The organism is Haloarcula japonica DSM 6131 (assembly GCF_000336635.1).
Classification (GTDB): Archaea; Halobacteriota; Halobacteria; order Halobacteriales; family Haloarculaceae; genus Haloarcula; species Haloarcula japonica.
Genome location: NZ_AOLY01000037.1, coordinates 466791 through 480082, shown reverse-complemented (window position 1 = coordinate 480082; position 13292 = coordinate 466791). Strand labels below are relative to the sequence as shown.

Here is a 13292-nt window from a genome sequence, read left to right as displayed (position 1 = left end):
GCTGGTCAGCAACTAAGACATGTCAGTCCCTAGGGGTTCGTGTGACCCGATTCCTCCTCTACGGCGGCAAAGGCGGCGTGGGCAAGACGACCGTGGCCGCGGCGACCGGCCACCGCCTGGCAGCGGTGGGCCACGAGACGCTGGTCGTTTCGACCGACCCCGCACACTCGTTGGGCGACGCCGTCGAAACCGATGTCGGCGGCGACCCGACGGAAATCCAGTCGGGGCTGTGGGGCGTCGAGGTCGACCCACAGACCGGTGTCGACAGCTACCGGTCACTGTTCGAGGCGCTCGCGTCGGAGTTCTCCGACGCCGGCATCCGGATGGACGAGGACGAAATCGCGGAGCTGTTCACCTCCGGCGTGATGCCGGGCAGCGACGAACTGGCGGCCATCGAGGGCATGGCGACGTACATCGAGAGTGACCGCTGGGACCGGGTGGTGTTCGACACCGCACCGACCGGCCACACGCTCCGCCTGCTCGATCTCCCGTCGGTGATGGACCGCGGCGTGGCGACCGCGATGGACCTGCGCGATCAGGTCCGCCGGAAGGTCAACACCGCCCGGACGATGATGTTCGGCCCGATGGCGAGCCGGCGCGACGACGGCCCGGACGACTTCACAGCGATGCGCGAACGGATGGAGCGGGTCGGCACGGTGCTGCGGAACCCCGAACAGACCGCGTTCCGGGTCGTCACCATCCCGGAGACGATGGCCGTCCGCGAGACGGAGCGGCTGGTCGGGAAGCTCCGCGAGTTCGACGTGCCGGTGACGACGCTGGTCGTGAACAAGGTCATCGAGGACGCCGGCGACTGTCAGCGCTGTCAGGGCAAGCAGGCGGTGCAGGAGGCGGCGATTGCACAGCTCCGGGATTCGCTTCCCGATCTGGATATTTGGACGATTCCCGACCAGTCCGGTGAGGTGACCGGGATTGAGGCGCTGGAACGGGTCGTGGACTCGTTGGGTGCTGTTGAATGACCACTCTTCGTTTTCGGGTGAACCGTCCTGCGTAGAATACACAGCCCGTCTGTGAACCTACCAACCGGAAGACACATGGGGCCAGAGATGAGTTGCTTGCGTCATGAATCTGCGTCCGCTTCTTGCGGTGTTTCTCATTATCACTGTCGGCATCGTAGCTTCGCTACTCCTGTTTCCTACACTTTCTGCCCACAGCGGCCCGCCTGATGTAACGACGACTGACACGCCGATGATTAATGCGTCCGTTCCCGCTCCGTACCACGGAACGAAAGCCGACCCCTCTGTCGTCATCCAAGTCGGTACAACTGGGAATGGGTTGCCGATTCAGGTTTGGAATGCTAGCCCGATGAATCAAACCGTATCAGTCGAACTAATACATAATGACAGTGATTCTTCAGTCGTAACCCGTACAGAAACACTCTCCCCGAACGGGACAGTTTGGCTGGAAATTCCGTCTCCAGGCTACCTCCTCACAGTGACGGACGAATCAACGCAGACGACTGGAACGTACCCAGTAACAACGGACCATTTCGACTGTAATTCTCGGTTTGCAGAAGTCCGTGTCGATAGTAACGGAACAGTCGATTCTCGGACCGTCTCCACAAGTATGGGCTGTTGACGGTGCTGGCTGTACTAACCAGTGTGACTGCACTCTGAGTGACGTGAATCATTGTAGACAGAGGGCTATGTGAACTGCTTGCTGACACCCCGCCCCCATAGCTGGCTGAACCCGACGGCGTTTTGACCCTCCCAGTCGCAGGTCCCGGTAATGGACGACGAGCTGCGAGACCGAATCAGGGAGGCGGCGGAGACGAACGCCCTTCTCAACGCGGTCAAACACGACAGCGAGGCACAGGTCGGGGCGATCATGGGACCGCTCATGGGCGAGAACCCGGAGTTCCGCGAGCACGGCGACGAGATTCCGGGCGTTATCGCCCCGGTCGTTGAGCGGGTCAATGGCATGAACGCCGAGGAGCGCCGCGAGCGGCTGGCGGAGTTAGCGCCGGACAAACTTGAAGAGCTTGAGAGCGAGGACGAGGGCGAGGACCACTCGCTACCGGACCTGCCCAACGCCGACGACTACGACACCGTCCGGATGCGCGTCGCGCCCAACCCCAACGGCCCGTGGCACATCGGCCACGCGCGGATGGCCGCCGTCGTCGGCACGTACAAACAGCGCTACGACGGGGAGTTCATCTGCCGCTTCGACGACACCGATCCCGAGACCAAGCGGCCGGATTTGGACGCCTACGACGCGATTCTGGACGCCATCGACTATCTGGGCTTCGAGCCCGACGACGTGGTCAACGCCAGCGACCGGGTCGAGACGTACTACGAGTACGCCCGCGAACTCATCGACAAAGGCGGAGCCTACACCTGCTCGTGCCCGCAGGGTGAGTTCTCCGATCTGAAAAACAGCGGCGAAGCCTGTCCCCACCGCGACAAGGACGCCGAGACCACGCGCTCGGAGTTCGAGGCGATGGTCGACGGCGAGTACGACAGCGGCGAGATGGTGCTGCGGGTCCGGACCGACATCACCCACAAGAACCCCGCGCTCCGGGACTTCGTCGCGTTCCGGATGGTCGACACGCCACACCCGCGTGAGACAGCCGCAGAGTACCGCTGCTGGCCGATGCTGGACTTCCAGAGCGGGCTCGACGACCACCTGCTGGGGGTCACCCACATCATTCGGGGCATCGACCTGCAGGACTCCGCGAAGCGCCAGCAGTTCGTCTACGACTACTTCGGCTGGGAGTACCCCGAAGTCATCCACTGGGGCCACGTCCAGGTCGACGCCTACGACGTGCCCCTCTCCACGTCGAGCATCGCCGAACTCATCGCGGACGGCGAACTCGCGGGCTGGGACGACCCGCGCGCGCCGACCGTCGCCAGCCTCGAACGGCGGGGCATCCGCGGCGAGGCCGTCGTCGACGCGATGATCGAACTCGGGACCTCCACGTCCAACGTCGATCTGGCGATGTCCTCGATCTACTCGAACAACCGCGACCTGATCGACGATGAGTCCGACCGGGCGTTCTTCGTTCGGGACAGCGACGACCACGGCGGCCTCGTCGAACGGCAGATCGTCGGCGGTCCCGAAGCCGGCGAACCGCCGCTGCATCCGGACTTCGAGGATCGGGGCCGCCGGGAGATTCCGGTGACCAGCGGCGTCGTCGTGGAAGGCGACGACCTGCCGGGCCACGGCGAACGGATCTGGCTCAAGGGGTACGGCTGCGTGCGCCACACCCGCGACGCCTTCGAGTACACCGGCGACGACATCGACGCCGTCCGCGAGGAAGGGGTCGACGTGATCCACTGGGCACCGGCCGACGGCCCGCAGCTCCGCCTGCGGACGATGGACGGCGACGTATCGGGTGTCGCCGAACCCGGCCTCCTCGGCTACGACGCCGATGACGTGGTCCAGTTCGAGCGGATCGGCTTCGCCCGCTTGGACGACGTTGCGGACGGTTCGGATACGGAGTCCGTCGCGTACTTCGCCCATCCCTGATCCGGAGAATCCCTGACCGTTCTGGCCGCAGTACTGCGCTCAGTACCGCGACGAGGGAATCGCCGCGAACGACACGAACGGTATCCTCGATGTGCGCCTGCCCGTCGTGATGGGCGCGACGGCCCGCGGCAAGCAGAGCGAAATCGAAGGCTACCCGTCGAGCTGCAGGCGTACCGTCCGACAACCGAGTCTTTTTGTTCCGTTCAGAGCGAATAGCGTCGGGCTTAAGCCCGTGACGGCCAGACTGTAGCCCGTGACAGACCGCGCCCCGGAGTCAGTGACAGTGCAGCGTGATATCCCGTTCCACGAGGTGGACGGCGAGACGCTGACGCTCGACCTGTACGACGCAGCGGCGACAAGTGCTCCGAAGCCGGTCGCCGTGCTCGTCCGCGGCGGCGCGTTCACGTTCGGCGACAAGGGCGAGTTCGCCCGGCACGCGCTCGACCTCGCCGCGGACGGATTTCTGGTCATCGAGCCACAGTACCGCCTCGCGCCGGAGTGGACGTTCCCGGCGGCGCTGGTCGACGTGAAAGCCGCTATCGAGTGGGCCAGAACGGAGGGGGAGAGCCACGGCGCGGACACCGACCGCATCGTCGGTGTCGGCCACTCGGCGGGCGCGAACCTCGTGCTCCTGGCCGCGCTGACGGCGGACGAGCCCGGCTTCGAACCCGAACTGTACCCCGGCGCGTCTTCCCATCTGTCGGCCGCCGTCGGCTACGCCGGCGTCTACGACTTCCACGCGCTCGACACCGCCACCGACGTCGAAGAGGGCGAGACCCACAGGGCGTATCTCGGCGGCGGACCCGACGACGAACCTGCGGCCTACGACCTCGCATCCCCGGTCGCACAGGTTGACGTCGACGCCCCGCCAACGCTGTTGCTCCACGGCACCGACGACGATGTCGTGCCGCCGTCCCAGTCCGAACTACTGGCCGACGCGCTCGCGCCGATGACCGACGTGGTTCACGAGACAGTGCCGGCCGATCACGGGTTTCCGTTCCACGGAGCGCACTACGACGACGTGTACGAACGGACCGTCGAGTTCATCCGGCAAGTTGGAACCGGTGGAGCGGACACTGGCGACACTAGTGCCACAGGCACGGACACCGGATTGCCCGGTGGCGACTTGCCGGGGCCGACCGACCGCATCGACGACCTCGAACCGGCGGATACTCGGGGACCGGATCGCCGCGACGGCTCCGGATTCTGACGGTCAGGTCGAAAAGTTAAGTAGCTCGCAAAAGTGAGATAAGATACCAATGGCCATAGACCCGGAGTTCGAGGAGAACCGCGACGTTGTCGAACAGCACGACGGTCACGACGTCTGGGGTCCGGTCGACGAGCCCGAGGAACTGGGCATCCACGGGACACACGTCGCTGTCGACTTCGACATCTGCATCGCCGACGGCGCGTGTCTGGAGGACTGCCCCGTCGACGTGTTCGAGTGGGTTGACACGCCGGACCATCCGGAGAGCGAAATCAAGGCCGACCCCGCCCACGAGGAGCAGTGCATCGACTGCATGCTCTGTGTCGACGTGTGTCCGGTCGACGCCATCGACGTGGACCCGGGCCGTGCCGGTCGTATCTGAGCTATCGGGCTGTCCTGTGTCTGCGGGATTGCAGCATTCTACACCCCAAGTATAAACGCCCCATAGCTGTCAGACTGCCGTCATACAGCGCGCTCCCGGATTCTACCACCCCTGAGACAGAGCCACTGACCTGTCATTCAGATTTGTAAACATACATTTATTATAGATTCTTGTGTGAGATACACTCACGAGGGTCGTGATACCATGCACACAGTCGTGATGACAAAAGGCGTACCGGACTTCCGCGAGGGACAGGTATCGTTCGACGAGGAGGGCCATCTCGAACGGGGGAAGACACCGACGGTGATGAACCCCAACGACAAGCACGCGCTCCGGGCAGCGTTCCAGACGAAAGTCCGCAACGGCGGGCACGTCTCGCTGATGAGCATGGGGCCGCCAGGGTACAAAGAGGTCTTACAGGAGGGGATGCGGGACGTGTACGCCGACGACCTGTATCTACTCTCGGACCGCGAGATGGGCGCGGCGGACACCTGGGCCACCGCGATGACCGTCGCAACGGGCCTCCAGAATCTCGACGACCGGCCCGACCTGGTGTTTGCCGGGTTCAAGACGGCCGACGGCGAGACGGGCCACACCGGCCCACAGACCTGCTGGTGTCTGGACTGGCCGATGATTACCCACGTTCTCTCGCTCGATATCGACGAGGACGCCGGCACCGTCCGGGCGAAGCGTCTGGTCGACGGCGATATCTCCGAGATCGAAACTGTCGAAGCACCGATGCCGTGTTTCATCGTCGCCGACCCGGAGTTCGAACCGACCTACCGGAAGGCGAGCCACCGGCTGAAACACAAGGACCTCCGCGAGGAGACCCAGGAGCGGGCCGAGGAGTACGAAGATCACGTCACGGTCTGGGACCACGAAGACCTCAATCTCGACCCGGACTACATCGGCCTGGACGGCTCGCCAACCATCGTCTCCGGGGTCGATCCGATTCCCAAGGCCCCCTCCGAGCGGGAGGCGACGATGATCGAGGCCGGCGAGAGCGAGGCGCTGGAACCGGTACTGGACGAACTCACGCCGTACGCGGCAGGTGACTGACAATGCCTGATATCGACCCCACAGACCACGAGATCGCCGAGCTGGGACCGAAAATCAAAGACGTCGACGACGCCGACGAACTCCGGGCGATGCTGGCGTTGGAGGAAGACGGCGAGGACCGGGTCCCCGTCAAGACGCTCATCGAGGACCGCATCGAAAAGGTCGAAAGCGAAGACGACGGCGAAATCGACCCGGAAACCGTCGACCTCTCGGAACTCACCGTCGCCGACGTGGCGAACATGGTTCGAGAGGTCGACGACGCCGACGTGCTCCGGGACCTGCTCGAACGCGAGAAGGCGGGTGAAGACCGGAAGACGGCGAAGTCACAGATCGAGAGCCGAATCGAATCGGTGGAGGGAACCGAGGAAGCCGAGGGCGAGGAGAGTGAAGCCGTCGAGTACGTCCCGCCCGAAGAGAAGTACCCGGACCTCGACCACCCGACCAACGACAAGCAGTGGGTCGAGGGGACCGTCGGCGCGGAGTACCGCGACATGTGGGTGTACTGCGAGACCCAGGCCGGCGAACTCGTCGACGTCTCGAAGGAGATGCTCGGGAAGGCCAGGACGCTGATGGACACCTATAACGAGGAATACGATGAGAGCGAGCGCGTCGTCGCCGTCCTCATCGGAGCCGACGCGGGCGACCACGTCGAGGACGTCATCGCCTACGGCGCGGACCTCGTCGTCTACCACGAGGACCCCCGTTTAGAGCGGTTCCGCCACCAGCCCTACACAGAAATCTTCTGTGACATGGCCCGCGCCGGCGGTGAACTCGCCGCGGAAGGCCGCGAAGACATCGACTGGAAAGAGTACCACGAACCGCGCTACACCGTCTTCCCGGCGACGAACAACGGCCGGGACCTCTCGGCGCTCGTCCAGGGCGAACTCGACTCCGGATTAGCGTCGGACTGTTCGGGGCTGTACATCGAGAACGCGATGATCTCGAACCCCGCGAAAGTCGGCACCGCCGGCGACAAGAAGGAGTTCGAGCGCGTGCTGCACATGAAGCGCCCGGACTTCTCCGGTTTCGAGTACTCGACGATCCTCTGTATCGACAAGCCACACCGCGACTTCCACCCGCAAGGGGCGTCCGTGATTCCGGGGAGCTTCGAGATGCCCGACCCGGACTACGAGCGCGACGGCGAGGTCGTCGACTACGAGATGGCCCTCGACGACGACTGGTTCAAAGTCGAGGTCGAGGAGTACGACCGCCTCTCGGGCGGCGTCGACCTCACCGGCCACGACGTCATCGTCGCCGTTGGCCGCGGTATCGGCGACGACCCGACGCGGGGCATTGAGCAGGCGCTGGACCTCGTCGACGCCTTCGAGGACGCCGACCTGGGACTGTCCCGCGGGGTCATCACCTCGTCGTACTCCTTCGACGGCCACGTCGAGCAGTACGTCACCGAGGAACGCCAGATCGGCGAGTCCGGCCAGGAGGTCGAGCCGGACGTGTACATCGCGGCGGGCATCTCCGGGGCCATCCAGCACAAGGTCGGCTGCGACGAGTCGGACACGATAATCGCCGTCAACACCGACCCGGACGCGGACATCCGAGACTTCTCGGACTATCTCATCGAGGGCGACCTGTTCGAGGTGTTGCCGCAGTTGACTGAGGCTGTCGAAGCCGGTGAACTCGGCGCGATGATGGAGGCAAGCGATGACTGACGGCGTCGAGGAGTACGAGGCCGTCGTTGTTGGCTGTGGCCCGGGCGGGGCCGCCGCGGCGGCGACGCTCGCTCGCAACGGCGTCGAGACACTGGTGCTCGAACGCGGCGTCGACGCCGGCTCGAAGAACGTCTCGGGCGGGCTCATCTACGCCGAGGAGTCGGCCCCCTACACCATCGACGGGCTGTTCCCCGACTTCCGAGAGGAAGCGACGGAGCGACCGGTGACGGAGAATGTCATCCACAACATCGCTGGCGATAAAGTGAAATCCTTCGACATCGGCGACCTGCACCACCACGACACGGCGTGGGCCGACGCCGTGCTCCGCCGGAAGATGGACTCCTGGCTCGCCCAGCAGGTCCACGAGCGCACCCGCGAGACCGGTGGCGGCCTGCTGACCGAAGTCCACGTCACCGGCCTGCTGCGCGAACGGGGCGAAATCGTCGGCGTGACGACCGAGGAGCTGGACCCTATCAGAGCCGACCTCGTGGTGGCGGCCGACGGCGTCAACTCCGAACTCGCCCGCGATGCCGGGCTGATGGACTGGGAGGAGCCAGAGGAGTGGTTTCAGGGCGTCAAAGCGGTCGTCGACATGGAACCGGAAGTCATCAACGACCGCTTCGACGTGGCTCCCGATGACGGCGCGGCCCACCTGTTCTCCGGCGACCTGTTCGACGGCGTCCGCGGCGGTGGCTTCCTCTACACTAACGAGTCGTCGCTGTCTATCGGGACTGTGTTCCACCTCGACTCCATCGCCGAGGAGCGGGCCGAGCCCCACGAACTGCTGGACAGCCTGCTCACCCATCCGCTCATGGCCCAGTGGCTCGGCGACGAGTACGATGAGCGCGAGTACAGCGCGAAACTGGTGCCGGACTCGAAAAAGGCGGCCCATCCCTCGCCGCACGAGGACCGCCTCGTGCTGGTCGGCGACGCCGCCGGCCAGATGCAGGCCCAGGGCCCCATCATCAAGGGGATGAATCACGCGGTCACCGCCGGGGCACTGGCCGGCGAGGCATTCGCTGACGCCCGGGCACGCGGGGACACCTCCCAGGCTGGGGAGCTGTACGAGAAGAAGCTCCACGACGAGGGTGTGATGGACAAGCTCCGGCCGACCGGGTACAAAGTGTTCGGGCGGCTCGGCGAGGTCGGTCCCGTCGACGACCTCTCGAACGCCATCGCAGAGTCCGCCGTCGGCCGGTTCGGGGTTCGCGCGGCGGCCGGACTGCTCGAACGGGCCTACTCGTCGCCGCGACTGGTGTCGATGATTCCCGACACCAAGTTGCCATACGTGACGCTCCCGACGGTCATCGCTGAGGAACTGGGCGAGCCCGTGACCGATGAGAACACCGTCTCGCCCCCCGACCTGGGCGACCGCATCGGCGGCCTGACCTACGACGTGGGCGACCCCCACATCGAACTCCTCGACAAGTCGTTCGAGGCCTCCGGCACCGCCGTCACTGCCTGCCCGGTCAGCGCCGAGGATTTCGGCGGCGGCTGTTACCGCGACGAGACGGTCCAGACCAACGGGAGCCAGGAACGCCTCGTGAGCCTCGACACCCAGCCATGCGTCGAGTGCGGGACCTGCGCCATCGTCGCCGACACCGAGTGGGAACACCCCGCTGGCGGCAAGGGCGTCGAGTTCAACCAGGGGTGACCCGGCCGATGACGAGCGGCCAGTACGACGACCGGGTTCGGACGCTCTCCCGCCGGGCCGAGCAGACTCGGGCGTCCCTGGACCCCGACCCGCCGGACGAGGAGCGCGCCATGGAGATCCTCCGGGAGGGGTTCGGTCCCACCGTCGCGCTGTACTGTGAGGGTCGGACCGGCGAATCGTGGGTCCGGTTCTCCGACGCGGAGTTCGGGCGACTGGAGGGCGCGATGAACGACTGGCTGGACTGCTACGCCGCCTGCTACGGCACGGAGTTAGCCGGCACCTACAGCGTCAGAGCGGCCGCGGAACTGCTCGTCGATACGCACAACGTTCGGGACGTTGCAGTGATTATGACCGGCGTTCCGGATCGGTAGCGGCTCTTTACTCGAAAGTAAACGGTTTTTGATAAAGGATTAAGTACTGTCTCGTGGTAACAGATATCATGGAGCTAACAGAGCCGCTGGCGTTCGACCACGAGGACCGACGGGACATCTACGAGTACGTCGAATCGCACGGGTCGGTCGAGCCGAGCGCCGCCCGGCAGTCCCTACAGATGGACCCGCGACCGTTCGGCCACCACGTCGCGATACTCAAACGCGACGGGGTACTGGAGGAGATCGACGGCGAACTCCGCATCGCTTACAACGACACGGTCGAGGAGGAGTTCGAGGCCGACGACATCGAGTTCTCGATCCGACAGGCCCGCCAGGAAGACCTGACCGGGCTCGTCGGGGCCATCAGGGCCGCCATCGGCGGCGGTGAGTACGTCGATGCGGAGACCGTCGCCGACGTGGTGGACTCGGAGGGCGTGCTGCTCCGGCACAACGAACTGGAGTCGCGCATCTTCTTCGTCGCCTGCATCAACGACGACGTGGTCGGGTGGGTCCACCTCAAGCACCCGGAGGTCGAGAAGCTCAGTCACACGGCGGAGCTGACGCTGGGCGTCCTCGAACAGTACCGGGGCCACGGTATCGGCTCCCAGTTGCTCGCTCGGGGCACCGAGTGGGCAGCGTCGAACGGCTACGAGAAACTGTACAACTCCGTGCCCTCGACGAACGAGGACGCCATCGAGTTCCTGGAGACCCACGGCTGGGACACCGAAGCCGTCCGCGAGAACCACTACAAGTTCGCCGACGAGTACGCCAACGAGGTGATGATGGCAATCGACCTGTAGCGCTCTACCTCCCCAGCTCTCGAATCGTCTTCCGAGCCAGCTCCCCGTCGACCTGCTGTGGCACAGTTAACAGAAGCCGGTCGATGACAGCTCTGTCCGCAATTCTATCCCGTTTCTCCCGCGCCTGTTCCGGCGTCCCAGCGATACCCAGGTCAGCAGTCATCTCGTCTGTGACCAGATCGGTCGCCCCGCCGCGGTCACCCGCCTGCCAGGCGTCGGCGATCCGCTCCGCCCGGTCCGGATACGTCTCCGCGACGGCCCGGCGGTACCCCTCGCCGCTGCCGACGTAGTAAGCGATGTGTTGTCGCAGTTCCTCGGTGGCCCGCTCGGCATCCTCGTGGACCACGGCCGGTACGTAGGGCGCGACGGTGATTTCGGCGGGGTCTCGGTCGGCATCGCGCGCGGTCTCGGCGATATAGTCGAACGACGCTTCGAGTTCGGAGAACGGAATCATGTGCGGGAGCCAGCCATCGGCGAGCCTGGCGACGACTCGCCTGTTCGCCGGCCCGAGGGCAGCGTGGTACACTGGTACGTCACGGTCTAAGGGCGGCACGCCCCCGACAGAGACCACCTCGCCGTCGTAGGACACCCGCTCGTCGCTCGTCATGAGCCGTTTCACGATGTCGATTGTCTCGTGGGCGCGACGGACCGGGCGCTCGAACTCCATGCTGTGCATATTCTCGATGGACCGGGCTGTACTCGTTCCCAGGCCCAGCACTGCCCGCCCGTCCGAGACCCTGTCGAGGGTCGCCGCTGTCATCGCCAGCACGGCCGGTGACCGCGAGAAGACGTTGAGTATCGCGCTCCCGATTTCAATGTCGTCGGTCCGGGTCGCGATGTCCGTGAGTTCGACGACGGAGCTTGCCCCCCACAGTTCGTTCAGCCAGACTGAGTCGTAGCCGTGGGCTTCGGCCTCGACGGCCAGGTCGATTGTGCTGTGATCCTCGACGCGTGGCACGACGACTCCCAGATGCATGGTGTGACCGACTGCTGGGAACCTAATAAAGAATCGTGTTAATACTGTCCCAGCGCCTCACAGCCACCGCCGCGTTCACTCCTGGCCGATCATCCGCTCCTGCTCTTGCCAGTACTCTTCGCGGAGTTCGTACTTCTGGATTTTCCCAGTCGCGGTTTCAGGAAGCGAGTCACGGAAGTCGATGCCTGCGGGGACCTTGTAGCTCGCGACGCGTTCTCTGAGGAATTCGAGAATATCCTGTTCGGTCACGTCGCTGTCAGCCGTCGGGACGACAATTGCCATCGGCGTCTCGCCCCAGTCCTCGCTCGGAGCCGGAATGACCGCGGCTTTCAGGACATCGGGGTGGTCGTACAGTTCGTCTTCGAGTTCTATCGAGGAGATGTTCTCCCCACCGGAGATGATGATGTCCTTCCGGCGGTCCATGATCTGTACCATCCCGTCTTCGTCCCACGTTGCGAGGTCGCCGGTGTGGAAGTACCCTTCGACGCGGTCGTTGAACGCCTCCTCGGTGATCTCGGGCTTGTTGAGATAGCGGTCCATCACCTGGTTGCCCTGTACCACGATCTCGCCGATGGCCGTCCCGTCGCGTGGCACGTCGTTCCCGTCCTCGTCGACGACCCTGATGTCGGTACACAGTGCCTGGGACCCTTGCTTGACCTTGAGTTCCCGGCCCCGTTCGGCGATGCGCCGCGGGGAGTTGCTGGTCGTGATAATCGGGGCGGTCTCGGTCAGGCCGTAGATGTGGATGATGCGCCAGCCGAACTCGTCTTCGACGCTTTCGATGGTCGCCGTCGCCGGGGCGCTCCCGGCCGTCGCAATTCGCACGTCGCGGTCGCCCTGCGTCACTACGTCGCCGTCGTTGGCCCGGTAGTGCTGAATGAGCTTGTTCAGCACCGTCGGCGCGCCACACATGAACGACACGTCGTACTCGCGGACCCGACGGAAGGTGTCTGCCGCGTCGAAGGTCCGCTGGCAGACGTGGGTGCCGCCGGTTCCGGTGATGGCGTATGTGTGGCCCCAGCCGTTGCAGTGGAACATCGGGAGCGTCCAGAGGTACGTGTCGTCGTCGCGTATCTCCATGTGCTGATTGAGCACCAGCGCGTGCCAGCTCTCGGTCCGGTGGGTTCTGACCACGCCCTTCGGGTCCCCCGTCGTGCCGGACGTGTAGTTGATGCTGGCGTCGTCGTCCTCGGTCATGTCCGGTCGGTCCGGTTCGGCAGTCGGCTGCCCGTCGAGGATACCGCTGTAGGCTTCCCATTCTCCGTCGATACGGTCCGGCTCGTAGCCGATGAACGTCTCCGCGGGGATGTCGTCCCGTACTGGCTGGACCTTCTCCGCGAAGTCGTAATCGGCGATTACCGTTGCGGCTTCACAGTCGTTCAGAATATACTCGATTTTCGCTGGATCGAGCCGGTAGTTCAGCGGGACGAACACCGCGCCGAGTTTGTTTGTCGCATACAGCGTCTCGATGAAGTAGTGTGTATTCGGCGCGAGGAGGGCCACGCGACTCCCCTTCGAGACACCCCGGTCCGACAGCGCGTGTGCCAGCCGATTGATCCGCTCGTTTACCTCCGCATACGTGTACTCGGTGCCGTCGTGGGCGACGATACCGGTCACGTCGTCATAAATATCCGCTGCACGGTCGATGAAGTCGGTGGTGAGCATCTCGCGTTTCATGATAACACGCCTC

At 64.6% G+C, this 13292-nt stretch carries 11 protein-coding genes; 9 read left to right on the top strand and 2 right to left on the bottom strand.

Annotated features, from left to right (window positions below):
* The first annotated feature begins 41 nt into the window (after positions 1-41).
* The 9 genes from C444_RS13640 to C444_RS13600 all read left to right on the top strand — a co-directional run bounded on the left by C444_RS13640 (position 42) and on the right by C444_RS13600 (position 10626).
* On the top strand, positions 42-977 hold the full coding sequence (locus tag C444_RS13640) for an ArsA family ATPase (RefSeq protein WP_004593532.1): 936 nt from the start codon (positions 42-44) through the stop codon (positions 975-977).
* 769 nt (positions 978-1746) lie between these two features.
* Positions 1747-3486, top strand: a complete 1740-nt coding sequence (locus tag C444_RS13635; protein WP_004593530.1) for a glutamate--tRNA ligase — start codon at positions 1747-1749, stop codon at positions 3484-3486.
* A 253-nt stretch (positions 3487-3739) separates the two neighbouring features.
* A complete protein-coding gene (locus C444_RS13630; protein ID WP_004593528.1) occupies positions 3740-4696 on the top strand; it encodes an alpha/beta hydrolase in 957 nt (318 codons plus the stop codon).
* 49 nt (positions 4697-4745) lie between these two features.
* On the top strand, positions 4746-5075 hold the full coding sequence (locus tag C444_RS13625) for a 4Fe-4S dicluster domain-containing protein (RefSeq protein WP_004593526.1): 330 nt from the start codon (positions 4746-4748) through the stop codon (positions 5073-5075).
* Positions 5076-5279: 204 nt separating this feature from the next.
* Positions 5280-6134 (top strand): electron transfer flavoprotein subunit beta/FixA family protein, encoded by an 855-nt coding sequence (locus C444_RS13620; protein ID WP_049909496.1) that lies wholly within the window; start codon positions 5280-5282, stop codon positions 6132-6134.
* Between the two features lie 2 nt (positions 6135-6136).
* A complete protein-coding gene (locus tag C444_RS13615) occupies positions 6137-7801 on the top strand; it encodes an electron transfer flavoprotein subunit alpha/FixB family protein (protein WP_004593521.1) in 1665 nt (554 codons plus the stop codon).
* Positions 7794-9455, top strand: coding sequence for an FAD-dependent monooxygenase (locus C444_RS13610; RefSeq protein WP_004593519.1), 1662 nt, complete (start codon positions 7794-7796; stop codon positions 9453-9455). Before C444_RS13615 ends, C444_RS13610 begins: the two co-directional genes overlap by 8 nt.
* Positions 9456-9463: 8 nt before the next feature.
* A complete protein-coding gene (locus C444_RS13605) occupies positions 9464-9826 on the top strand; it encodes a hypothetical protein (protein WP_004593517.1) in 363 nt (120 codons plus the stop codon).
* Between the two features lie 68 nt (positions 9827-9894).
* Complete coding sequence (locus C444_RS13600; protein ID WP_004593515.1) at positions 9895-10626, top strand: GNAT family N-acetyltransferase; 732 nt, start codon at positions 9895-9897, stop codon at positions 10624-10626.
* Between the two features lie 4 nt (positions 10627-10630).
* On the opposite strand, the gene C444_RS13595 is transcribed toward C444_RS13600, so the two are convergent.
* Both C444_RS13595 and C444_RS13590 read right to left on the bottom strand, forming a co-directional pair.
* The gene (locus C444_RS13595; RefSeq protein ID WP_004593513.1) at positions 10631-11602 is read right to left on the bottom strand and encodes an LLM class flavin-dependent oxidoreductase; all 972 of its coding nucleotides are present in this window, start codon (positions 11600-11602) and stop codon (positions 10631-10633) included.
* Positions 11603-11677: 75 nt separating this feature from the next.
* Positions 11678-13279, bottom strand: a complete 1602-nt coding sequence (locus C444_RS13590; RefSeq protein ID WP_004593511.1) for a class I adenylate-forming enzyme family protein — start codon at positions 13277-13279, stop codon at positions 11678-11680.
* Positions 13280-13292 lie beyond the last annotated feature (13 nt).